Annotated in this window: 16 protein-coding genes; 8 read left to right on the forward strand and 8 right to left on the reverse strand. The window is 68.2% G+C overall.

The genetic code is table 11. The features are described 5' to 3' along the window. The first annotated feature begins 366 nt into the window (after window positions 1-366). The 3 genes from BMY97_RS41450 (at window position 367) to BMY97_RS41460 (ending at window position 10701) form a co-directional block, all read left to right on the forward strand. Entirely contained in the window at window positions 367-2895 is a 2529-nt protein-coding gene (locus BMY97_RS41450; RefSeq protein WP_091628571.1) for a DEAD/DEAH box helicase, read from the forward strand. Between the two features lie 71 nt (window positions 2896-2966). After that, on the forward strand, window positions 2967-8429 hold the full coding sequence (locus tag BMY97_RS41455; protein ID WP_091628573.1) for a DEAD/DEAH box helicase: 5463 nt from the start codon (window positions 2967-2969) through the stop codon (window positions 8427-8429). A gap of 802 nt (window positions 8430-9231) precedes the next feature. Continuing rightward, window positions 9232-10701 (forward strand): NsdA family TPR-like regulatory protein, encoded by a 1470-nt coding sequence (locus BMY97_RS41460; RefSeq protein ID WP_218157003.1) that lies wholly within the window; start codon window positions 9232-9234, stop codon window positions 10699-10701. A gap of 67 nt (window positions 10702-10768) precedes the next feature. Here BMY97_RS41460 and BMY97_RS41465 read toward each other — a convergent pair whose 3' ends face one another. The 7 genes from BMY97_RS41465 to BMY97_RS41495 all read right to left on the reverse strand — a co-directional run bounded on the left by BMY97_RS41465 (window position 10769) and on the right by BMY97_RS41495 (window position 17089). Next, on the reverse strand, window positions 10769-11584 hold the full coding sequence (locus BMY97_RS41465) for a dimethylarginine dimethylaminohydrolase family protein (RefSeq protein ID WP_218157004.1): 816 nt from the start codon (window positions 11582-11584) through the stop codon (window positions 10769-10771). A 187-nt stretch (window positions 11585-11771) separates the two neighbouring features. Further along, window positions 11772-12194: a GFA family protein gene (locus tag BMY97_RS41470; RefSeq protein ID WP_091628576.1), complete on the reverse strand. Its 423-nt coding sequence runs from the start codon at window positions 12192-12194 to the stop codon at window positions 11772-11774. Further along, complete coding sequence (locus BMY97_RS41475; RefSeq protein WP_091628578.1) at window positions 12191-13024, reverse strand: DUF3865 domain-containing protein; 834 nt, start codon at window positions 13022-13024, stop codon at window positions 12191-12193. Before BMY97_RS41475 ends, BMY97_RS41470 begins: the two co-directional genes overlap by 4 nt. After that, window positions 13021-14316, reverse strand: a complete 1296-nt coding sequence (locus tag BMY97_RS41480) for a cupin domain-containing protein (RefSeq protein ID WP_218157005.1) — start codon at window positions 14314-14316, stop codon at window positions 13021-13023. Before BMY97_RS41480 ends, BMY97_RS41475 begins: the two co-directional genes overlap by 4 nt. Before the next feature lie 103 nt (window positions 14317-14419). After that, complete coding sequence (locus tag BMY97_RS41485; protein ID WP_091628581.1) at window positions 14420-15544, reverse strand: inosamine-phosphate amidinotransferase 1; 1125 nt, start codon at window positions 15542-15544, stop codon at window positions 14420-14422. Window positions 15545-15667: 123 nt separating this feature from the next. Continuing rightward, a complete protein-coding gene (locus BMY97_RS41490) occupies window positions 15668-16741 on the reverse strand; it encodes a fatty acid desaturase family protein (protein WP_091628583.1) in 1074 nt (357 codons plus the stop codon). Between the two features lie 135 nt (window positions 16742-16876). Further along, window positions 16877-17089 carry a hypothetical protein gene (locus BMY97_RS41495; protein WP_091628584.1) on the reverse strand — a complete coding sequence of 71 codons (213 nt, stop codon included), beginning with the start codon at window positions 17087-17089 and terminating at the stop codon, window positions 16877-16879. A 507-nt stretch (window positions 17090-17596) separates the two neighbouring features. Between BMY97_RS41495 and BMY97_RS41500 the strand changes: the two genes are divergently transcribed. From BMY97_RS41500 to BMY97_RS41520, 5 genes are all read left to right on the forward strand, one after another. Beyond that, entirely contained in the window at window positions 17597-18475 is an 879-nt protein-coding gene (locus tag BMY97_RS41500; protein ID WP_091628586.1) for an amino acid--tRNA ligase-related protein, read from the forward strand. 35 nt (window positions 18476-18510) lie between these two features. Then, entirely contained in the window at window positions 18511-19356 is an 846-nt protein-coding gene (locus BMY97_RS41505; protein ID WP_091628588.1) for a TauD/TfdA dioxygenase family protein, read from the forward strand. 83 nt (window positions 19357-19439) lie between these two features. After that, window positions 19440-20567: a hypothetical protein gene (locus BMY97_RS41510; RefSeq protein WP_091628589.1), complete on the forward strand. Its 1128-nt coding sequence runs from the start codon at window positions 19440-19442 to the stop codon at window positions 20565-20567. 101 nt (window positions 20568-20668) lie between these two features. Beyond that, window positions 20669-21658, forward strand: a complete 990-nt coding sequence (locus tag BMY97_RS41515) for an endonuclease/exonuclease/phosphatase family protein (protein ID WP_091628591.1) — start codon at window positions 20669-20671, stop codon at window positions 21656-21658. Next, on the forward strand, window positions 21655-22563 hold the full coding sequence (locus tag BMY97_RS41520; protein WP_091628593.1) for a hypothetical protein: 909 nt from the start codon (window positions 21655-21657) through the stop codon (window positions 22561-22563). The genes BMY97_RS41515 and BMY97_RS41520 overlap by 4 nt, the downstream gene beginning before the upstream one ends. 150 nt (window positions 22564-22713) lie before the next feature. On the opposite strand, the gene BMY97_RS41525 is transcribed toward BMY97_RS41520, so the two are convergent. After that, window positions 22714-23151 carry a RapZ C-terminal domain-containing protein gene (locus BMY97_RS41525; RefSeq protein ID WP_091628594.1) on the reverse strand — a complete coding sequence of 146 codons (438 nt, stop codon included), beginning with the start codon at window positions 23149-23151 and terminating at the stop codon, window positions 22714-22716. Window positions 23152-23419: the final 268 nt, after the last annotated feature.

A 23419-nucleotide genomic window follows, 5' to 3' on the forward strand; every position in this document is an offset into this window, starting at 1 on the left:
TCTTCGCTGGGTCTAATGAAGCGCCAGCAAACTTCGTGATGCCGTCTCTTCAATTACTGCAAAACCTGCTGCGCCCAACACAGGGTCTCAGAGGTTTCGCGTCCTCCAATTGAAGTCTCGATCTAGGAGCGCGGACGTGACGTCGCACCGGCGCGCCTTGGTCCGGGCTTCGCGCGCGGCAGCCGAGCGTGCACTCGACTGCCGTCGAACGTCGCCACCGCGATCGTTCACACGAACGGGTGACGTGTCGCTGGGTGTGACCCGCCCTGGCCAGGGTGGGCCGGGTCTCTACGAAGTTGCACCTTGCGTTCAGTAACGCGCATTCAGTAACGTTACTGTGCCCTGCTGCCGGTCGATCAAGGAGCCGTGGTTCCAGCGCCGACGAACGCTTCCACGAGAACTGGGACACGCCCCAGCCCGCCATCGGCCGACGTCGCCGATGCCCTGTTCTCCCTCGAAGCCATCACCAGCGGGCACACGAAGATCGGCGACCGCCTCTACCAGGTCGAAGCCATTCAATGCATCATCCTGGGCCTGCGCGGCGGCGGCCGCGGCCAGCTGCGCGCAGCCTGCGGCACCGGCAAGACCCGCATGTGCCAGCGCGCTGCCGAACTGCTCTGCCCGCCCGGGGGAGTGGTGGTCGTCGCATGCCCCTCGGTAGCCCTGGTCGCCCAAACCCTGTGGGAATGGTCCGCGACCAACAGTGACCACATCGCCCTGGCCGTCTGCAGCGACGACACCGTCGCCGACTCGGCCACCGCGGTCGCCGACCTGCCCGCGACCGTCACCACCGATCCCGCCGTCGCCGCGGACTGGCTCCGCACCCCGACGACAGCGGGACTGCGGCTGATCGTCGGCACACACCGCTCGGCCCACGTCATCGGCGCCGCGCTGCAAGCCGCGGGAACCACCGCCGAACTGCTAATCGTCGACGAGGCGCACCGAGCGGCCGGACGCATCGACAAGCACACCGCGTTGGTGCACGACGACGAGCACCTGCCGGCCACCCGCCGCCTCTACGCCACCGCCACCCCCAAGGTCATCGGCGAAAGCGTGGCCCGGGACGGAAACGGCGGCACCCGCCGCTTCGCCGAGCAGATGATCGGCATGGACGACGAGACCATCTTCGGCCCGGTGCTCTACGACTACCCCTTCTCCGACGCCATCGACGACGGCTACCTCGACGACTACCGCCTGGTCGTGATGGGCGCGACCCGGAAGGAAATCCGCGAACACCTGGCGGGGCTCCCGCGCGGCGCGGTCGCCGGCAACTCCACGACCTCCCTGCACACCGCGATGGTCCAGACCGTCCTGGCGAAAGCCGCCACTCAGTTCGGCCTGCGGCGGGTGCTCACCTTCTGCCGCTACCTCAACGAAGCCGCGGACTTCGCCCGCACCATGAACGTCACCCTCGCCGGCCTGCCGAAGTCCATGCGGCCCGCCGCACGCCTGACCACCTCCTTCGTCCACGGCGGTATGAGCACCACCGAACGGGAAAAGCGCCTCCAGTTGCTGGTCGACCCGCCCGATGACGGCTGGACCGTCGTCACCAACGTGCGGTGCCTGTCCGAAGGAGTCGACGTCCCGACCATCGACGGGATCGTGTTCACCCATCCCAAGCAGTCCGTGGCCGACATCGTGCAAGCCATCGGCCGCGCTCTGCGCCGCGACCCGGGTGGCACCGGCACCGCCACCATCCTCGTGCCGATCCTGTTGCCCGACGAGCCCGGCGATCTCGACGAGACCGACCTCGCCGACTACCGCCTGCTCTGGCAGGTCGTGCGCGCCCTGCGCGCCCATGACGACAAACTCGGCGTCACCATCGACCGTGCCGAGCACGCCCGGGACAACCAGCGCTACTTCTACGACGAGCAGCAGCCCCTGGAGCATGTGCTGGTCGCGCTGCCGCCTGGCTACGACGACGGCACCTTCCTGCACCACCTCACCGCCAAGATGATCTCCTCGGCCCGAAGTCCCTGGTGGGACAGCTACGCCGCGCTCGAGCGATTCCACACCCAGCACGGCCACAGCACCGTCGAGGTCGGCCACGTCACCGACGACGGCATCAAGCTCGGCGCGTGGTGCGAGAACGTCCGCGCCGCCCACCGCCAGGGCCGCCTCGCCGCCGACCGCATCGCCGCCCTGGACGAACTCGGATTCGACCTGTACCCGCACGCTGCGGAGTGGGCCGCCGGGCTGCGCGCGGCCACCGCGTTCCACGACCAGTACCAGCACCTGGAACCGGTGCGCTCCCTGCGCGTCGAGGGCGTCGACCTGCGGAGCTGGCTGGACAAGCAACGCGCACGCCACGCGGCCGGTGAACTGGAACCGCCGCGCCAGGCCGCGCTGGACGCGCTGGGGATGCGCTGGCATGACGAGCCGGAGACGTTCGAAGACCACGTCGCGGCGCTGACCGAGTACCACGCCCGGCACGGACACATCGCCATCGCCCCGGATCCGAACACCCCGGACGGCCGCCTCGGATCCTGGCTGATCTCGGTGCGGATCGAGCGCAAGAGAAACAAGCTCACCGACGCCCAGATCGCCGCGCTCGACGCGCTCGGGATGCACTGGATCACCCCGAAGGGACCTCATCCGGTGTTCCAGGCATCGCTCGACGCGCTCGGGATGCACTGGCACGACGATCCGGAGACGTTCGAAGACCACGTCGCCGCCCTGACCGACTACCGCCGGCAGCACGGGCACATCACGATCGCCCCGGACCCGAACACCCCGGACGGCCGCCTCGGCGCATGGCTGGAGGCCGTCAGGATCCAACGGCGGACCGATGCGCTCACCGGCGAGCAGATCGCCGCGCTCGACGCGCTCGGAATGCGCTGGAACCCCCGGCCGAGCCCGCACCCGGTGTTCCGCGCCGCCGCCCCGCCAGGCTGATCACCCACGGAGCCTGAACCGCTGTTCCCCTCCGATCCCCGGCAACCCAGCAGACCGAGGACAACGATCCCTTGGCACCCAGCACAATTCGACGACGAACCCACGACACCGCAACAGCCGGCCAGACGGCGTTGTTCACGACCGGCCCGGCGGGCGACGGGCCCGCGCCTGACTTCAGCGACCGGGCCTACCAGCGTGACGCAGTTGCCCGCGTCGTCGACGGCCTGCGCGGCGGCGGCCGCGGCCAGCTGCGGGCCGCGTGCGGCACCGGCAAAACGCGGATGGCGCAATGGTCGGCTGAACGACTGGTGCACCACGGCGGAATCGTCGTCATCGTCGTGCCCACCGTCGGCCTGGTTGCCCAGACCCTCGCCGCCTGGGCCGAGAGCGACGACGACCACCGCGCCCTGGCCGTGTGCAGCGACGACTCGGTCGCCCTCGAGGACCAGGCCAGCACCGAGGACATCCTCGAACCGGTCACCACCGATTCCGACGTCGTCGACGCGTGGCTGCGAGCGGACAACACCGCCGCCGTCCGGCTCATCGTCGGCACCCACATCTCCGCGCACGTCATCGGCGCCGGCCTGCAAAAAGCCGCGGTCGCCGCAGACATGCTGGTCATCGACGAAGCGCACCACAGCGCCGGCTCGGTCGACAAGGCCACCGCCCTGCTCCACGACGACGAGGTACTGCCCGCCGTCCGCCGGCTGTACATGACCGCCACCCCGCGAATGTGGGAATCCGGCAAGAGCAGCGACACCGCCGGCTACAGCATGGACGACGAGCACGTCTTCGGTCCGGTGCTCTACAGCTACCCATTCTCCCGGGCGATCGACGAGGGCTACCTTGACGACTACCGGCTCGTGGTCGTCGGTGTCACCCGCGCGGAAGTACTGGCGGTCCTGCGCAACTCCGAACGCCACCTCGGCGCCGGGCGCCAGCTGCCCGACGAGCACACCGCGATGGTCCAGGCCGCCACGGCCCGCGCCGCCGCCGAACTCGGATTGCGCCGCGTCATCGCCTTCTGCCCGCTGGTGCAGGACGCCAGGCGATTCGCCGAGACCTTCCAGCAGACCATTGACGCGATCCCACCCGCACTGCGGCCACGCCGCCCCCTGCACGCCGCACACGTGCACGGCAAAATGAAGCAGGCCCAGCGCCGCGACATTCTGTCTCACCTGGCCAACCCGCCCGATGACGGCTGGTCGGTCATCTCCAACGCCCGATGCCTGTCAGAAGGCGTCGACCTGCCGACCGTCGACGGCATCGCTTTCACCGCACCAAAAAAGTCCCCGACCGACATCGTCCAGGCCGTCGGCCGGGCGTTGCGCCGCGACCCCGAGGGCAGCGGCATCGCCACGATCCTCGTGCCGATCCTGCTCGCCGACGACGATGCCGCCACAGACGACGACACCATCGACGCCGGTTCCTACCAAGTGCTGTGGCAGGTCGTGCGTGGCCTGCGTGCCCACGACGACATGCTCGGCAACGCCCTCGACTCCTACCGTGCCAGCCACTTCACGACCGAGTCCGGGCTGGACCGCCTGGATTTCATCCTGCCCGACACCCACCGCGCCCGCGCCCCGGAGTTCGTCGAACACCTCACCATCCGGCTGGTCAAATCGACCACGTCGAAGTGGTGGGACGGCTACGCCCACCTTGCCGACTTCCACGCTCGCTGGGGCCATTCCCGGGTGAACCCCGGCCACAGCATCGGCGACGGCTTCCGGCTCGGCAACTGGGTCAGCTCGACCCGGGTTGCCTACAAGCAGAACCGGCTCGGCGCCGACCGCGTCGCCGCGCTGGAAAAGCTCGGCTTCATCTTCGACGCGCGCGCCGCGGACTGGGAACGCGGATTCAGCGTTGCCCACGCCTTCTACATCGAACACGGGCACCTGCGGCCGCCAGTCACATTCCGCCAGGACAACGTCAGCCTGGCGGCCTGGCTGGGTTCACAACGTGCCGCCCACGCGCGCGACACCCTGCCGGCCGACCGCAAGGCACGCCTGGACACCGTCGGCATGCACTGGCCGAGGAAACAGAAGGGCCACAGCTACACCAGGGAGGAACGGCTCGCCCAGGTCAGCGACTTCTACACCGCACACGGGCGGCTGCCCAGCCAGAAGGCCGATCCGGCGCTCGGCGCGTTCCTGACCAAGATGCGCACGGCCTACCGCAACGGCACCCTCGAGCAGCCCGTCATCGACGTGCTCGACGAGATGGGCATCGTCTGGGATTCCACCGCTGTCATTGAACAGAACTGGGAGCGCGGCCTGGCTGCGGCGACCCGCTACCACATGCTCTACGGCCACCTCGACGTCCGGCGTTCCGACCAACTGCACTCCCTCGACGACGACGAAGGCGTCGACCTGGCCGGCTGGCTCAAGCTTCGCCGCGTCGAATGTCAGAAGGGCAAGCTCACCGCTGCCCAGATCACGGCGCTGGACAAGCTGGACATGCCCTGGCGTCCGCACCAGTCGAGGTGGGAACACAGCCACGCCGCGTGCGCCGAGTACTACGCCGAACACGGGCACCTGCGAGTACCGCGCACCCACACCGTCTACAACGTCCGCGGCGAGGAATATCGGCTCTGCAACTGGATCGACACCCAGCGCGCGAAGCGCGACACCCTCACCGACGACCAGATCCTGATGCTGGACAAGGTCGGCATCGAATGGGACCCGGCCACGTCGCGCTGGGAAGCCAACCTTGTTGCACTGCAAGAGTTTCATGACAAGCACGGTCACATCAGCGTTCCCGAGGACCTGGTCAACGACGACGGCATCAACCTCTACTCGGTTCTCAGCGTTTGCCGCACCCGCCGGCGCCAGAACAGACTGCCCGCCGAACGGATCGCCGCGCTCGACGCCCTGGGCATGGACTGGGAACCCGGCAGTGCCAGGTCGTGGGACCGCGTCATGGAGGCGCTGCGCATCTACTATGCCGACCACGGCGACATCCTCATCCCGCCCGGTTTCACCACCAGCGGGGGCACCGTCGTCGCCGACTGGCTGACCCTGCAACGCAAACGCTATGCCGATGGTGAGCTCACCGACGCCCAGATCGCCGGTCTGAACTCCGTGGGAATGATCTGGCAGAAACGGGGCAGCCGATGGGCCAGGTCCCTGGCCGCCCTCACCACCGTCCGCGATCGCTACGGCACGATCAACGTCACCTACGCCCAAGCCGAAGACGACCCCGACGCGCGCCAGGTCTACACCCTCGTCGTGCAGTACCGCACTGCCCGCACCAAGAACAAGCTGTCTGCGGACAAGATCGCCGACCTCGACGCACTGGGCCTCGACTGGAACCCACTTTCTTCCCGTGAACAGCAGTGGCAAGCCGCCTACGACGCCGTCCGGGCCTTCCACTCCCAGCACAGCCACCTCGACGTTCCCCCCGGCCACAGCATCGGCGACGGCGCCGACCTGGACAACTGGCTGGCCTACCAGAAAGCCAAGCACGGCCGCGGGCAACTTCACGCCGATCGCGTCGAACTTCTCGACGCGCTTGGCATCGAATGGCCCACCCCCGCCGACCCCTGGGATCGCGCGATCGCCGAGCTCCAGGACTACATCCGCACTGTCGGCCCGCTCTCGGCCCTGCGCGCCGGCCAGCAGACCACCAGCGGCTTCCACATCTACGGCTGGGTCGTCAGGCAGCGACGCCGAGCCGAACAGGGCGACCTGCCCGCCGACCGTGTCCAGCAGCTACGTGACCTCGGCGCGCTGACCCGCCGGCCCCGCACGCGCAAGACCACCGCGGAACCCAAACGGACGCCATGGCTCCAAGACCTGGCCACGCTCCGGCAGTACCACGCCGAACACAGCGACATCAACGTCAGCCGTGATCGCGAGCCGACCGTCGGCGCGATCGTGGCGCGGATCCGTGCCGCCCGCCGTGCCGCCACCCTGCCCGCCGACCGCATTGCCGCACTGGAAGACCTCGGCATCGATTGGGAACCCCGCCACAGCGCCAGGCAACGCGGGATCTTCGCCGCGCGCGCCTTCTACAGCTCCCACGGCCACCTTCTGCCGGAACCCGGCCACATCGAAGGTGACGTCGACCTCTCCGGGTGGATCAGCGCTCGCCGCTCCGCACGCGCCGCCGATCAGCTCACCGATGCCCAGATCGCTGAGCTGGATGCCCTCGGCATGGTCTGGGACCTGCAACAGGCCACCTGGGACAAGGAGCTCGCCGCCGCGACCGCGTTCCACGCCGAGCACGGCCACCTCAAAGTGCCGCACAACTACGAGTGCGCTGACCTGCGCGGACAGTCCTACCCGTTGGCCCGGATCCTCAACCAGCAGCGCAGCCACTGCCGCGCCGGCACCCTGCCCGCCGATCGGATCGCTGCCCTCGACGCGCTCGGCATGGACTGGAACCCCGTCCAGAGTCGCCAGAAAACGCACCAGAAGCTCTGGGAAACCCACCTTGCTGCCCTGCGCGCCTACCACGCCGAACACGGTCACATCGCCGTGTCCAAATCCCAGACCCACGACGGCGTCGACATCGGCCACGCCGTTCACAGGGCGCGCCGCCAGCACGGCGTCGGCGACCTCGCCGCAGACCGCGCCGCGGCACTTGACGCCTTGGGCATGGTCTGGTCGCCCAAGGACACCGCCTGGCGACAGATGATCGAATTCCTGACGGCCTATCGGGCCGACTACGGCCACATCCGCGTTCCCGACGGTGTGCGCACCGCGCCGGGAATCCTCACCGGCCGCGGCACCCACTCACCTGACGGAGTCGAAGTCAGGGGATGGCTTGGGCGTCAGCGCATCAACCGCACTGCCGGGGAACTGAGCGACGCCCAGGTCGCCGAACTTGATGCGCTGGGGATGATCTGGGAGCGAGCCGAGGCAACCGAAGATACCTGGCGCGCCCACTTCGCCGTCGCCCAGAACTTTCACCGGCGCCACGGCCATCTCAACGTCCCGGCCGTCAAACCCAGCCAGGACAAGGAAATCAACGCCCTCTACAACTGGGTCTGCACCCAGCGTCGCCTGCACCACGAAGGCGACCTCGTCAAAGACCGGGTCGCGTTGCTGGAATCGATCGGCATGCAGTGGAACCCGGTTCCCGCCAAGCAAGCCGAATGGCTGCGAATCTTCGGTGAAGTCAAGGAATTCTGCGACCAGCACGGCCACTTCTCCTTCGGGAGCGCCGACCCGACCATGGTCAAACTGGGGAAATGGCTGACACATCAACGAAATCTGCACGCGAAGGGAGAGCTCCAACCCGACCGGGTCGCGCTGCTCACCGAGATCGGCCTGGACTGGCGACCGGACCACGAACGCGCATGGAGTCAAGCCGTTGCGAGGCTGCGCACATATTGTGAATTCGAGGGGAATCCCAACGACATGCCCGCAAAGTACAAAAGTCCAGACGGATTCGGGCTCTACTACTGGCTCCGGCGCGCCCGGGCCATGGCCGAGCGTGGGGATCTGCCCGAACCTGCGGTCAACGACCTACTCTCCTGCGGACTGCGCATCTCCGGCCGCCGCTCGTGCCACAAACCGACGACCGGGTGAACCCCGTGACGACACGGAACGGCCCGTCGTTCGCCGCATTCAGCGGCTCACCGAGAGCGGATGCCGCGACCCGCATGCTCGACCGTGGACTGGCTCCCTTCGCGGGAACCGTCGTGGCCCGAAGATCGCGAGGCCGGCGCCATCTTCGGCACGCGGGTCGAGGTCAACGCGGCGGACTTGACGCCATTGGGACGGGACTTGACGCTAGCCGCTGTCGCGCCGCGGTGATCCGCTACAGGGTGGAAGCCGCAGGTTCGACACGGGCACCCTCCGCGCGACACGCGAGATCCCTGTCGGGGAATCCAGAACCTCTGGTGCCTGATCACCCACGACGACCACGATGGGAAAGGACCGACGACATGACAGAGCCGCAACCCCGAGCACGCATCGCGACACCCCCGAGCCGCCGAGGTCGCGCCGATGTGAGGACGCCAGTGCGCAAAACGACAACTCCGCCGGGGAGACCGCGAGCCCGGTCCGCTTTCCCATTCCTGCACCTGGCCGGAATTCCCTAGGTAACAGCATGTCACGGCATCGCGAAACACGAGACCCTGCGTAACAGCCATTGCAGAACCCGCGACTGTCCGGGGACCAGGACTTGCCGAACCGCAAGCGGGTCAACGACGAGAACACCTCGCCAGAAAGGGCGAAGCTGGTGCAGGCGACCTCCGCGGCCGTACGGGCATTCGTATCGACAAGTCTTTCCGGCTGAGTCGCGAGTCGGCTCTCTCGGAAGGGCTTGTGTCACTGCAATTTGAATTTGGTAATTGTCCGAGCAGTTCTATTTCCTTAATGCGAGGGGGTGACCAGTCGGGTGAATAACACCGCCGAGCGGGAAATCCGAGTTACAGCCGACGCCCAGCCGCCGGCCGGATGCCGACAGGCCTGCACGCTGGTCGCCTTGCAGGACATCGACATGACGCGTGCAACGAATGGTGGTGCGATGGGGCGCTCCGGCCCGCACACGGAGAAGAGCGAGAACCGCAACGAGGTGCTGTGCAAGCACCTCGAGCGCCTCGACTGGTCACTGCGAGGCTTCGCCCACCGTGTCAGAGAACGGTGCGAGGCCGTGGGTGTGCCGCACACGGTCAGCCCGAGCACCGTCTCGCGATGGTGCACGAGCAATGCAAAGCCCGGCGCTGAACTCGCGGCTGCGGTGTGTCACGTCCTGTCCTCCGCGCTGCGCAGGCACGTGACGCCCGAAAGCCTGGGCTGGTCATCCGACACCACGCGGATCGCGGCCGAATCCCTGGAATACAGAGACGTCGCCCACGCCGTGCACATGCTCTCGAAGCTGTGGACTCTCGACGCCATGCGCAAGCGCACCGTCGTCCAGAGCGCGTTCTCTGCGAGCGTCTTCGGAGTCGCCTCCCGCGAAGCACTCGTCATGCCCCCCGACACGGTCATCTCCGGCCGCGGGCCGTACAAGGTCTCCGCGGCCGACATCGACCTGCTCGATGACCAGACCCGCCTCTTCGGGAAATTGGACGCCCAGTACGGCGGCGGCAAGTTCAGAAGCGTCTTCAGTTCGTTCCTCGCCACCCATGCCGCCCCGATGCTCAACGGCACCTTCTCCACGCGGAGAGGACATCGGCTCTTCGGCAGCGTCGTGGACGCTGTGCTCACCGTCGCGAGCATGGCCTACGACGATCAGCTTCCAGGGCTGGCCCAGCGCTACGACCTGCAGGCGATGCGGCTGGCCCAGGCGATCGGGGACCGCGCGCGCATCACGCGCGTGCACATCCACCAGGCCCGGCTGGCCGCCACGCAAGGCGGCCGGGATGACGTCCTGGCCCACGCCCGCAGCGCGGTCCTCGCCGCGGCAGGCGCCCCGCAGCTGGTGCGCGCCTACGCCGCGATCACCGAGGCTCGCGCATGGGCACTCAACGACAGCCCGGCGCAGGTGCTCGACGCGGTCTCCCGCGCCAGGGACCACTTCCAACGGGCCCGGCCATCCACCACTCCCGCCTGGATCGCGTGGTTCGATCGCCCGGAGCTGGAGGGGCAGGCGGCGTGGGCGCTGGCGGTGGCCGGCTTGGCCGAGCCCGGGACGCAGGCCTTGAAGGAAACGACGAACTTGCCGTCCAAGCGCACGCGCGACGCCGTCGAACTGCTGATCACCGGTGCCGAGCTGGCGAGGTTGCGCGGAGACACCGCCGAGCACACGTCGCTGACGAGCCGGGCGTCGCTGCTGTCCCAGCACCTGCAGAGCCGGAGGCTTACCGAGCGGATCGGCCGGCTCCTCGCCGGCGAGCCCCTCCACGACTTCTAGCCACAGCAGGACGACTGCGAGAATCCCGGACGGCTCACCCGCCGCATCCCGGCGGACGAGCGCCAGCTCAACCGCGGGTGAGCGGCAACGTCGTGCACCGCAAGGACCCGGGCACCCTGGTGACTTCCGAGTAGTCGACGGCCAGGACCTCGACGCCGCGTTCGCGCAGCTCACCGGAGATCCGCTCGCTGCCTTCGGCGACGACGACGGTGCCGGGCGCGATCGCGAGAACGTTGACCTGGACGCCGCGCGCTTCGTCGTCGGTGACGTGGATCGGATCGAAGTTCTGCTCGAACCAGCGCCGCTGGGGGCGCGCGAAGACCGCAGCGTGGATGAGCGCGATGCCCGGCGCGACGATGTTGAAATGGTCGTCGAGATGGACGATGCCGGGAACGGCGAAGGGCACCGGGATCACCTCGCGATCGATCCCGGCCTCGCCCAGCGCGTCCTGCAGCGCGTCGATGCCGGCGCTGGAGGTCTCCTCGCTGCGCCCGACGAGGACTGAGCCGGTGTGCAGCATGACGTCCCCGCCCTCGATCGTTCCGGCCGACAGACGCGCGACATTCGGAACGTCCGCGGCCAGGCGCGCGAGCGCGGCGGCCTCCGGCTGCCGGTGCTCGGAGTTGAGCCTGGCCAGGAACAGGGTGCTGTCGATGACGAAGCCGAGATCACGGGGATAGTGCTGCACCGAGCAACCCGGGGCCTGATCGAGCAGCATCACCTCGATGTCCCGGCTGCGCAGCAGCGCGATCAGGGCGTCCTGCTGCGTTCGGACCAGAGACACGTCGGGCTGCGACCAGGTGCTGGTCGTCATCTGCCGGACGAGGACCGGGTGCACGTCATCCCCGCCGAGAACGCGGGTGAAGTCACCGGCGTAGCGCATCGCGACACACCGCAGAACACCGAATTCGTTCGTTGCGGCCGGGCTGAACACGATACGGCTCCCGTAGATGTTCTTGTGCAGAAAGGAAAACGGTGAACGGCGAGCCGATCGCGTCATGCCGGATGCGGACACCGGCGGGCCGGGTGGGCGGCAGCAGGGCTACCGCCCACCCCGGGTAGTCGCGGCGCTAGCCGACGGCGCTGTGCCGCGTGTCGGGGACCTGGGGCAGCCACGACACCGCGTCATCCCGGAACGACTGGTTGACCGGAGTCAGGTCGTCGGCGGAGTCCAGCGCGCTGAGCGTGATGGCGATGCTGTCGCCGTCGTCGTCCAGGGCGCACACCTGGGTCCCGCAGTTCGGGCAGAACCCGCGCTTGGTCTCACCTTCGAACGTGTAGTACCAGGACGGCTCACTGCCGGCCCACCAAGAGAATCCGGTCAGCGGGAAGCTCACCCACGACATCATCGGGCCGCCGCCGAGGTGCTGGCAGTGTCGGCAGCTGCAGGTGTGCGGGTAGTCCGGTTCACCGGTGGCGCGGAACCGGAGCTGCCTGCACAGGCAGCCGCCGGTGCGGGCAGCGGTGTCGACGTCGGTGGTGTCAGCGGTCATCGGTTCATCTCCTGCGAGCGGCGGATCAGTTGGGCCCACCAGTCTGCCATCGCCTCGAGGATCTGCAGGAAGCCGTCGAGGGCCTGCGGAAGGTCGATGTGGAACAGTTCACTCTTCTTGATGAACTGGGCGAGGCCTTCGATGTGTGCTGCTTCGACGCTGAGCCCTGCGACCTGGGTGCCCTCGTGGTCGTCGTCGAGGTGGAGCCGGTAGTAATAGTCGAGCTGCGGCAGCTCGCTGCCGCTGGCTTGGATCGTCAGCAGGCCGTACCGGTCGGTGATGTCCCGCAGGATCTCGGTCTCGGCGATCGCGACGGCCTCGGTGGCGTAGTAGCTGCCGGCGATGGAGCTGGGCATGTGCGAGCCGACCATGAACTGGTGCAAGGCGACCAGCGTGAGGGTCTCAGCCGCCGGGACGTGGCCGTTGACGAGCAGGCCGAGGTCGGCCAGCAGCGCCCGGGAGTACAGCACGAAGTGCGCCGGGACCTTCCCGCGCTCGCCACCTTCTTCCAGGTGGTTGCGGCGCAGTTCGTGGGCAAGCTCGGGACAGAAGCCCTCGACGGCGGTGGCGGCCTGCTTGAGGAACTGGGCGTTGTAGCGGGCGAACACCGACAGTTCCTCGATGTACATCCGCGCCTGGGCTGCGTTGAGCTCGCTGGCGCCGACCTGGTCGGCGATCTGCTCGTACACCCAGTCGATCATCGGCGCGAGGTGCTTCTCGACAAGGTCCTGGCCCGAGGTGAAGGTCCCCAGAAGGGCACCCTCGACGACCTCACGCGTCTCCGGATGGACATTGAGGTAGGCGTGAACGTACGACGTTTCGGGGGTCATGACGCGGATTCCTCCTGGCCGATCGAGTGGGTGGTGAGGCGCAGCCCGCCGGTCGCGCCGAGGGTGCGGAAGGCGGCCAGGACGGCATCGTCGGCGGGCAGGGCGATGCTGTCGCCGGCGTTGAGCGCGGCAACCGTGTCCTGGTCCAGCGACGTGACGTCGAGGTCGATGTCGAAGCCGCGCAAGAAGACACCGTCATCGGTGACGAACAGCTGGTAGGGGGCGATGAGGGACACGGTCGCGCCGGGTGTCACCTGCTGGGGGTCGAACGCCGCGGCGGCCTCCTGCCGGGACAGGTCGTTCGCCGACAGTTCCCAGCCACCGTTGCTCAGCACGGTGTGCCAGCGCTGGCGAGCGTGGCGCTCGGCCGCGTCGGTGACCCGGTCGGCGGCGGTGAGCAGAAGGTTGCGGCCGAGACCGGCCAGCTGCTCGGCCACCGGCATGCTGCCCGCGTCCGCGGCGGCCATCGGCGACGGCTCGCTCAGCGCGTCGTCGGGCCCGCGGTCGTCCAGGAGCGAGGCCAGCACATCGGGGATGATCTGCTGGCGCAGGATGGCCGCGTGCGGGTAGGTGTAGAGCGGAATGGCCACCGAGACGGAGAACTGGTCCTGGGTGCCGACGTGGAACACCCGCCGCGGCAGGAACAGAGCGTCGCCCGGTTCCAGCACGAAGTGCTCGCCATGCGCCAGCAGCCACTGGTAGTCGCCGTAGAGCGGCTTCTTGCCGCCGGTCAGCTTCTCGTACTCGTCGGCGGGCCAGGTGTAGAAGTTCTTCGGGTTCGGGCCGAGGTGGACGAGGAAAGCGTCCTCGTAGCCCTCGTGGACCCCGAACGCCGTGCCCGCATAGTTGCCGGCGAAGGCGACTTGCTCGGCGCCGCCCAGCGGAAACCCCCACCCGTCGACGAGCGTGCGCAGGAACGCGCCGAACCCGGCGGCGAGGCCGGGACTGACGGTCTCCAGGTTGTTGATGACCAGGCTGAACCGCTCGGCGCCGACCAGGTCCTGCATCCAGGGCACGAAACTCGCCCCGTCCCAGGCCGGCGCGGTCAGCACCGACGGCAGAAGGTCGTCACGACGGTCCTCACCGACGTAGACGCGGGCCTTGGCCTTGATGTCCAGCTGCGCGGCGTGCGCCCGGCGGATGGTCTCGAAGCCGGCCAGGAAGTCGTCCGAGTGCGCGGCCGTCTCCGGGATGATTCCTTTGAACAGGTACGGCGTGGTCCGGGTCGTGGTCTGTGCGGGGAACTCGTCGGTCCAGAAGTCTGGGCTCGGCGGCCAGGTGTAGGTCTTCACTCGATCTCCTGACATCGGATGAGGGCGTGCGTCGGACTGCTAGGGAACGGTTGGGACCAGGGGCGCTGGGGAGTGCGGATCCGCAGCGAAGTGCCGGGCGCGATCAGGTCATGTAGTCCTCGCAGCCACCGGCGCGCACGGTGTCGAGGGTGAAACAGTGGAAGCCCCCGCCGAAGAGCCGGCGATGCCGGTGACGGACCGGCGCGACGGTGAAGCCGCGCTTCTCCAGCAGATCGACCAGCTCCGGGTAATGGGAGTTGACGACGACCGTGTCCTCGTTGACCGACAACACGTTGATGTCGATGTAGCGGCTGGCGATGGGCACGACGAAACCGAAACCGCTGTAGTCGGGTTCGGGTTCGTCGGTGGGCGGGGGATAGATCACGTCCCACGACCGCATGGCCTCCGGCAGAAACGGCAGGTACTCAGGGGAACGCAACAGCAGCAACCCCGGGCGCAGGGGCACGATCACACTGTCGATGTGGTTGTCAGCGATGCCGTCGAGGCGGTGGAACCGCAGCTGCGGGATGTTCTCACGCAGCCAGCGCAGCGCCAGCTCGTGGTTGACATTGGCGACGTTCACCAAGACGTCGCAGCCCAGCCGCATGCACTGGGCACCGTCGAAGATCATCTCCAGGCCCAGGCCGTCGATACCGAGCGCCGCTTCCCCTTCAGCGGCGCGGGAGACGTCGACGCCCCGGCGCCGGAAGTAGGCGTCGTCCAGCGAATCACGGGTCAGCGCGGGCCGCGGCATGCTCAGCCAGTTCGAGCCGGCCGCGTAGTAGCGGTAGAAGATCGGCTTGAGAAGGTCGTTCTCGAAGACTCGGGCGCGCACGTGCGGCGCGGTCTCGACGATCGTGTTCCCGAGGATGATCGTCTGGTCGCGGACGTTGAGCGGCGGGGTGGCCCGGGCATCCCATTGCGGGGTGCGGATGTCGACGGCCTTGCCCGGAGCCGCCGGTCGCAGGACGTTCACCCCGCAGCCGGTCAACGTGTCGACCAGGCCGGCGATGTCCTCGTTGAGCTCGTCGACCAGCTGCTCCGGAATCTGCAGAAGAGGCTGCGAAGGACCAGTGTTTCCGAGGATGGGGGCCACATTGTCGAAGAAGAACAGGCGCCATGAGGTGTCGACGTGGTGCTCGGTGTAGTGCTCGGCGCGGCCGACGACGACCTCGAGCAGCTGAGTCCACTCGTCGAAGCTGTTGGCGATGGGATCGGCTTGGGTCATGATTTGCCGCCTCCTCGGCGGCGGTGACCGAATGTCCGCGGGCACACCTCGCTGCCCGCGCGACGAGGAGTGTCCGGCGGGGCTCGGTGCCGGTTGGTCGGTTGGTGGGCGTGGCGGCGTGAGTCAGGCAGCCGCGGTGCTGGCGGGCGGGAGGCGGGTGTCGTCGGCGTTCGTGCTCAGGCGGGCGATGATGTCCTCGATCACGCACGGCAGGTCGGGCGTGGACCGGCGGCGGAAGAAATAGCCGGAGCACCAGGGAACGTCGTTCCAGCGCGGAAGGCTCGCCGAGGCCAGAGCCTTGGCCTCGGGCAGGCGCCGCCACGGGATCTGCGGGCACCAGTGGTGGATCGGGTGGTACATGTCGTCGAGATGCCCGCCGAGCAGGTGCCGGGTGAGCCAGTGCGAAGACCATCCGCGGGTCTGCAGGAGAACGTCGGTGTTCTCGATGAGGCCCGCGTGGTTGCCCAGATCGGTGATCCAGGTGACGACCGGCCTGACGACGACCAGCGGAACCAGCCAGTAGAGCAGGAATTGAAACTCGGCGTCGAAGGGCCAACACACCGCGAGGGCGCCGGCCCACAGCGCGCCTCGTGCCGCCAGCGCTCGCCAGGTCTCTCCAGGTGCCCTGGTGACCAGGACCAAGGCAGCGGTTTTCGGGAGGCGCCACAAGGCATTGCGCACGATGACCCGCACGACGAAAGAACGGCGGCTCGGCGTCACCCCAGCCGCGCGGATGTTGCCGGCTCGGTAGGACTGGAACATCGGATCGTTGTCGGAGCCGAGCTTGGCGTGGTGGACGTAGTGGCTGCTGCGGTAGGGCGGGAAACCCTCGCCGAGAAGCGCGGTCAGCACGTACCCCGCAAGACGATTACCGGTGCGGGTGGCCATCAACTTGGAGTGCACGCACTCGTGTGCCAGGTTCGAGAGATGTCGTTGGCGCACACCGATGTAGCAGACGGCGAGCACGGGCCCGACGACATGACCGATGAAGTGCCCGATGACCGCCGCGGCGAGGATGGCGAGGAGATCCCGGCAGACATCGAACAGCCCGATCGTGGGGCGTCCGCAGAGTCCTTCGAGTTCGGTGACCAGCCGCGGTCCCAGCGTCTTGCGGACAGGCCCAGACGCGCCAGTGCCGTTGCGCGTCCTGCCTCGGGGTGCCGGCCGGGTCGCCGAGCGCGGGGCGGAGCTGGGCATCAAATCCTCCAGATATCGGGAATTCTGGGGTTTCCGGACTGGGACGGGGCGTGCTCCGGCGCGGCCGGGACGCCCACGGAGCCGGTGAGCACCCACGATCACGCCGGAGCACGGTCGAGGCGGATCAGCGGTGCGTCAGGAAACCGCGTCCGGGCGCATGCCCAGCTTCAGGCCGGTGTCGGCGTCGGGACGCATGCCGGCCTTGAGGCTGCCCGCGTCGGGACGCATGCCCAGCTTCAGGCCGGTGTCGGCGTCCGGACGCATGCCGGCCTTGGAGTCGTCCGCGTCGGGACGCATGCCGAACTTCAGTCCCTCGTCCGGAATCAAAACGGCGGTCGGAGCGGTCATGAGTTCTCCCTTCGGTCGCGGGGCATCCCGCGAGTCCGTGTGATCGGGGCAGTAGCGCCGGTGGGCCGAATGGCACGAAGAAGCAAAGACCCATCGGCTCGGAATGCCGCTGTGCGCAGTGCACGCAGGTGGAGCGAGTCCACGCCCGGAACACGCGCGTTCCCACCGCACGTCACGGCAAGAAACGCTGCTGCGCCAAGCGCTTGAACAATCACGCTAGGCACGCCCACGGGGCGCCGCAACGGTCCGCAGTGTTGCGCCGGGTGCACGCAGATGTTGCGTGGCCGTTGCGTTCACAAGCCCTCTGACCTGCTGGAAACCGGCGGGCGAGGTTCGGAGAAACACCCGCCGCGCGCAGGTGCGCGCCGGAGGGGCACGCAACGGGGGTTCTCCTACGCCACCTGTCACACCAAGCTGAGGTCGCCGCCGACGATCACACGCCTCCAGGTCGGGCCGGCCCCACGCTCCCATCCAGTGCCACCGGAACACGAAACGAGGCAGAGCGGCATGCCCGACCCCATCGCCACGAAATCCGAGCTGCTGGCCAGCCTGCGCGCCACCCTCCGCTCGGAGAAGTTCGTCGAGGTCGTGACACCCGTCGCGCGCAAGGCCAACCTCGGTCCTGGTCGCCGAGCTCCGGCCGAAGTCGCCGGCGAGAGGTACCTGCGCACGATGATCGGCCCGGCTCTGCGGGTCAACCTGGAATTCCACCCGCGGGTGTATGAGATCGGCCCGTGCTTCCGGCCCGAGAAGCCGGACAAGCTCCACGCACCGGAGTTCACGATGCTCGACCTCTACGCCGCCCACGAGAGCTTCGACTTCCTCATCGCCCTGGCCGAACGGCTCACCGCGCCGCACATTCGCTACACCCCGGTGCGGATCTCCGTCGCGGACCACATCCGCGACCTCTTCGGCATCGACCTGCGCCGCGAACCTCTCGGCGACCTGCCAGTACGGATGGCCGATCGCCTGCGGCTGAACGAGCAGACCCCGTTCAAAGCAGTTCTCGGGCAGTTTGTCGAACACGAGCTGGAGACGCAGAGCACCAGAGCAGCGGTGTTCCTCACCGACTACCCGATCGGCGGTGACGAGCCGTGCGCCCGGCTCACGCCCGGCGCCACCGCCACCCTCAACCGGTTCGAGCTCCTGGTAGACGGCATCGAAGTTGTCCACGGCTACGAGGACGAAGTCGATGGTCACGCGTTCGCCGAGCGCGCCCGCGCAGTCGACCTCTACGACGACGAGCAGGCCCTGGCCTGGGAAGCGATCACCGCAGGCCGGGTCCCGGCTGCCAGTGTCGGCCTGGGCATCGGCATCGAACGGCTGTGCATGGCTGCCACCGGCATCAAGGACATCGGCACGTTCCTGCAGTCATCCCAGTTCTGAGCAACCGAACCGCGTTCCCCCACAGGAGAACCACGATGCCTTTTACCCCGCGCCCGCTCGACGACACCGGCTTCGGCGCGATCGTCGACGGCGACCTCACGTCGGCGGAGGCCGGGCCCGCTGTTCCGGCCCTGCTGCAGGCTCTGCACCGTCACCGGCTGCTGATCTTTCCGCGCCAGCACCTCAATCACGCGGATCTTCTCGCGGCCGCCCGGTGCTTCGGCACCGTGGACACCGGCGTCGACCGCCGGTACGCCGTCGGCGGATTCCCCGGCCTGACCACGATCAGCAACATCGTCGAACACGGGACACACGTCGGCATCTACGACGGCGACGACGAAGAAGAGTGGCACGCCGACAACTCGTTCAAGCCACAGCTGACCAGAGCCACGATGCTCTACTCGGTGATCACCCCCGAGCAGGGCGGCCAGACCCGGTTCGCCGACGCAACCCGGGCCTACGCCGACCTCCCCGCGGACCTCAAGCAGCGGATCGAGGACCTGCGCGCGGTTCACTCGATCCAGCACCTCGGCGCGCTGCAGCGCCAGGCCGGCGGCGGGCAGTCCTCGGCCGCAGCCGGCACCCTCGCCGGCGATCCAGAAGTCGAGCACCCCCTCGTCCTGCAGCATCCGGTGACCGGCACCCGCTCGCTGCTGCTCGGGTCCATGGTGATCCGCCACATCGCAGGGCTGAGCGACGAGGAGAGCGGCGCCCTGCTGGCCGACCTGCTCAAGCACGCGACGCGCGCGCAATACGTGCACACCCACCGCTGGAGCCGGGGTGACCTCGTCATCTGGGACAACCTCGCCACCCTCCACACCGCGTCACCGTGCGACAGCTCCCGCCACCACCGGCTGCTCTACCGCGCCTCGGTCCACTAGCACCGCGCCGCCCACGTCACCCCTGCGGAGGAACCACGCGGGACCGCCCGGGCCGGCCGCCCGCTTCTCACTAAGGTTCGTGCATGGCCGAGAAGGTTCCCTTGAAAGAGCAGGCGCTCAACGCCGACCGCGTCACCCGCATCGGCCACGAAGTGCACGCCGTCTGCCCCGACTTCAACGCCAAGGCCTTCACCCGCGAGGTCATGGCCGACCTGCCGAAGCTGGTGCTCAAGGACCGCATCGCCCGCGTCAGCTCAGCCCTGCACGCCCACATACCGGTCACCGGCGCCGCGGCGCTCGAGGTAATCCTGCGATCGCTGCCGCCGACGCCCGAGGCCGCCGGCGTCACCAACGACTTCGGGCTGCACATCTACTCACCGCACTCCGACTACGTCGCCCGGTACTGCCGCAACGCCGAGCTACTGGACCACGCCCTTGCCGCGCTCAAACGCCTCACCTGCTACTTCACCGCCGAAGTCGCCGTCCGCTACTTCCTCACCGACTTCCCGGACGAGACGATGAAGGCCGTGAACGCGTGGGCCCACGACGACGAGCACCAGGTGCGGCGCCTGGCCAGCGAGTCCACCCGTCCCAAGCTGCCCTGGGCCCCGCGCGTTCCCCTCGCGATCGACGCGGCCGTGCCCGTGCTCGACCAGCTCTACGCCGACACCAGCAAGTACGTCCGCACCTCGGTCGCCAACCACCTGCACGACATCGCCACCGACGAGCCGGACGTCGCGCTGGCCGTCTTGCGGCGGTGGAAGGCCAGCGAGCGCGCCACCGAGAAGGACTTTAAGTTCATCGCCCGCCAGGCCCTGCGCAGCAAGCTCAAGCAGGGCTGGCCCCCGGCGCACGCGTTCCTCGGCTACGAGCGCGACGCCCCGATCGAGGTCTCACCACCGCGGCTGGACCGCACCCAGTTCGTCGACGGTGACATCCTGGCCTTCTCGGCCACGCTGACCGCGACCGCGGCGACCCCGGTAGACGTGATGTACGTGATCTCGTCGACCACAGCACACGGAAAACCGCGCGAGAAGGTGTACGTCCTGACCCGGACCGTGGCCAAGCCGGCCACGCCCCTGCCGCTGACCAAGGCACACGCACTCCGCTCGACCGCCACGATGACACTCGTCCCCGGGCCGCACACCATCGCACTCCAGGTCAACGGACGACGATTCCCCGCCGTGTCGTTCCAACTCAACGAGGACTGACCCATGCACGGTGGCCGGCAGCGCGGAACACGGCGGAACTGCTCGGCGCCCGCAGGATGTGTAGACGTGTACCCCGAGCAGGAGGGATCAGGAGAACGGCCATGCGATTCGGCACCTACAACGTTGAGAAGCTGTTCGGTTCGGACGCGCCCGGCGAGCGGAAACGCCACGAACTGGTGTGCGAGGTCATCCGCGGTCTCAACGTCGACGTGCTGGCGGTTCAGGAGGTTGCCGCCGCGTTCCCGGAGCAAGCAGCAGAGCGGCTGGCCGAACTCGGCCGCCGGGTCGGCCTGACTGCCTATCACCGCGAACCCGGCACCGATGCCGGTCCCGAATACCAGATCGGGAAGATCGCCGTCGGCATCAGCCCCCACGACCTGCACCTGGGACTGCTCTGGAATCCCGACCGGGTCGAGGTAGTCGAGGGTACGTTCCGCAGCTACCCCAAGGAGAACATGCACCATGGGTTGATCAAGATGGTCTTCCGGGTCCAGGGCAGCGACGGGGCTTTCTACGAGGTGCAGCACGGTTCCACCCACCTGACCCCGTTCGGCCCGCACGCCGGCCGCGCCGACGAAGCGGTACGCGTCGCCAGTGCGTTCACCCGGCCCCTGGACAGGCCACCAGGCCTGGTCGGCGGCGACTGGAACACGACCAGCGCGGACCGATCGTCCGACGGCACCTTCTACGATCCAGACCCCTACGCCGACTTCCCGTGGAACCCCGGTGCCGTCTTCCAGTGCCATCGTGAACGCGACGAGCGCGGACACCTCATCCGCTGGTGGGCCGACCGCACCACGGGCGAGGCCCTGCTCGACGGTGGCCTGCTCGAAGCCCGCGTGGAGCTGCACAACGCCACGCTGGCCACTGGAGGTGTTCCGTGGCAAGCCAGTGCCGGGCACCGCAGCAACGAGACAACCTTCGGGCCGCGGCGGATCGACAGCATCCGATGCACCGCCGATGTGGTTCCCGCGCTGCGCCGGGTCGAGATCGTCGACGGCGAACTCGCCTGTCGGGCCAGCGATCACCTTCCCGAAGTCGTCGAGTACGACCCCGCGGCGATCTCTCGGCAAGTCAGGAGCGATGCGTGAACCGCGTGTTCCTCTTCGACCCCGGCGACGAGGTCGTCGCCAACCTGCCCCGACTGAGCGCCGCACTGCTGAGCACACTCGAGAGCGACGAGCTGGACGAAGACGCCTACAACGCCGCGCTGCGGGAGATCGGCGACGCGGGCCTCATCGACCTGGTGTGGATCACCTGGGCACAGCTGCTGGCCCACACCCACACCCCCGACGAGGACCTGCTCGCCCCGCACCTGAGCGACATTCCCGAACACCAGTGGCGCGGCCCGGTCGACCGACACGGCCAGAACCTGATCGCCACGGCCCGCAACGCCGTCGCGGACCCGCGCGAAGAGGAGGCGCTGCTCGCGCTGACCGAGCAGGCCATCGGGGAACTGGACAACGACGGCTCCTACTGGTTGACCTGGGTGATGGCCGTGGCCGTGCGGCCCGTCGTGGACGACGTCGGCGGCATCAACGCGTTCGCAACCATCGCCCAACACGTCGCCGGCGCCGCGCACGAGCTCACCCCGGACCCGGCGCTCGGGCCGGCCACCGCGGGACTCTCCGCGATCGCCGCCGGGCACCTCGACTCAGCCCGCGTCTACCTCAGCAGCTGCCACCCACGAGCTGCGATGGGAGCACTGCTTCCGGTCGCGGTGACCCAGCTGCATGGTCACGCGACCACCGTGCTCAGCCTCGACGAGCACGGCATCCCCGACGGTGCCGGCGACCCCGCCGGCACCGAAGGACCCGCGGCGCTGCTGCGCGAGCTGCTCGACGCGCTGCTCGCTCCCGACCGCGACCGGAACCGGGTCGCCGCAGCCACCGACGCCGTCGCCACCGCCAGCGACGATGACCAGATCCTCGTGTCCTGGTACCTCGCCCTGACCGTGGGCTACCAGCTCGCCCAGCAGCTCACGCGACGAACATGAGCAGCCTTTCGAAGTCCCGAGGGGCCTGCCCGCACAACGAAACCGGCGGGCACGTGCACGCCTGGTGAAGTCGGAATCCAGTTCGATGCTCGCCAGGTCATCCCGCGGAACCTCCACCACGCCTCAAGGTCTGAACTGCAGAAGGTGAAATCAGGCTCCACGGCGAGCGAGTGCGGGGACCCAGGGGTGGCGCCGATACAGGTGCAGGTGGCGGGTGAAGGCGTCCGTCTCCGGCCACGACTTGAGGACGCGGACCAGAAGTTCCGCAGCCGCAACGCTCCGGTCATGACCACCCGAGCACATCACCGCCGCAGTCACGACTGTCCGCCCGGACTCGAAGTGCCGGCCGATCGCCGCCAGCGTGTCGTTCAGCAGGTCGGTCCACTCCGGCTGCGCCTGCAGGAAATCCTGGACCGGCTCGTCCAAGCCGCCGAGGTCGCGCAGCTCGTCCACCCGGAACGGATTGGCCAGTGCGTGATGTATCCGCACCTGGTCGACGGTGAGCGGCAGATCATGGAGAGGTGGCTCGCGGCGCGCGATGACCTGGACGTCGGCGGTGGTCCACTCGGCAAGAAGCCCGTGCTTCATGTGGTTGTGGCCGCACGAGACTACGCGAACGATCTTCAGCTGGTGACATGTCACGCGGCGACCATAAGTGATCAAGACTCGGCCTGATTGCGCCGCACAGCTTCCGATTGGCCGGAGCGCGCGGTGTTGTCTGCGGAATCAATCGTCGTTGTTAGCGCACGTCAAAACCCCCATCAGGTGCGGTCACCGTGCTTGGGTAACAGTCCTCCAGGGAGCAGGAGGACACGAAACGGTAACGGCGATGGCTGAGTTGTGGCATCACCACGGC

Origin of the sequence: Amycolatopsis saalfeldensis, assembly GCF_900110575.1 — a bacterium.
GTDB lineage: Bacteria > Actinomycetota > Actinomycetes > Mycobacteriales > Pseudonocardiaceae > Amycolatopsis > Amycolatopsis saalfeldensis.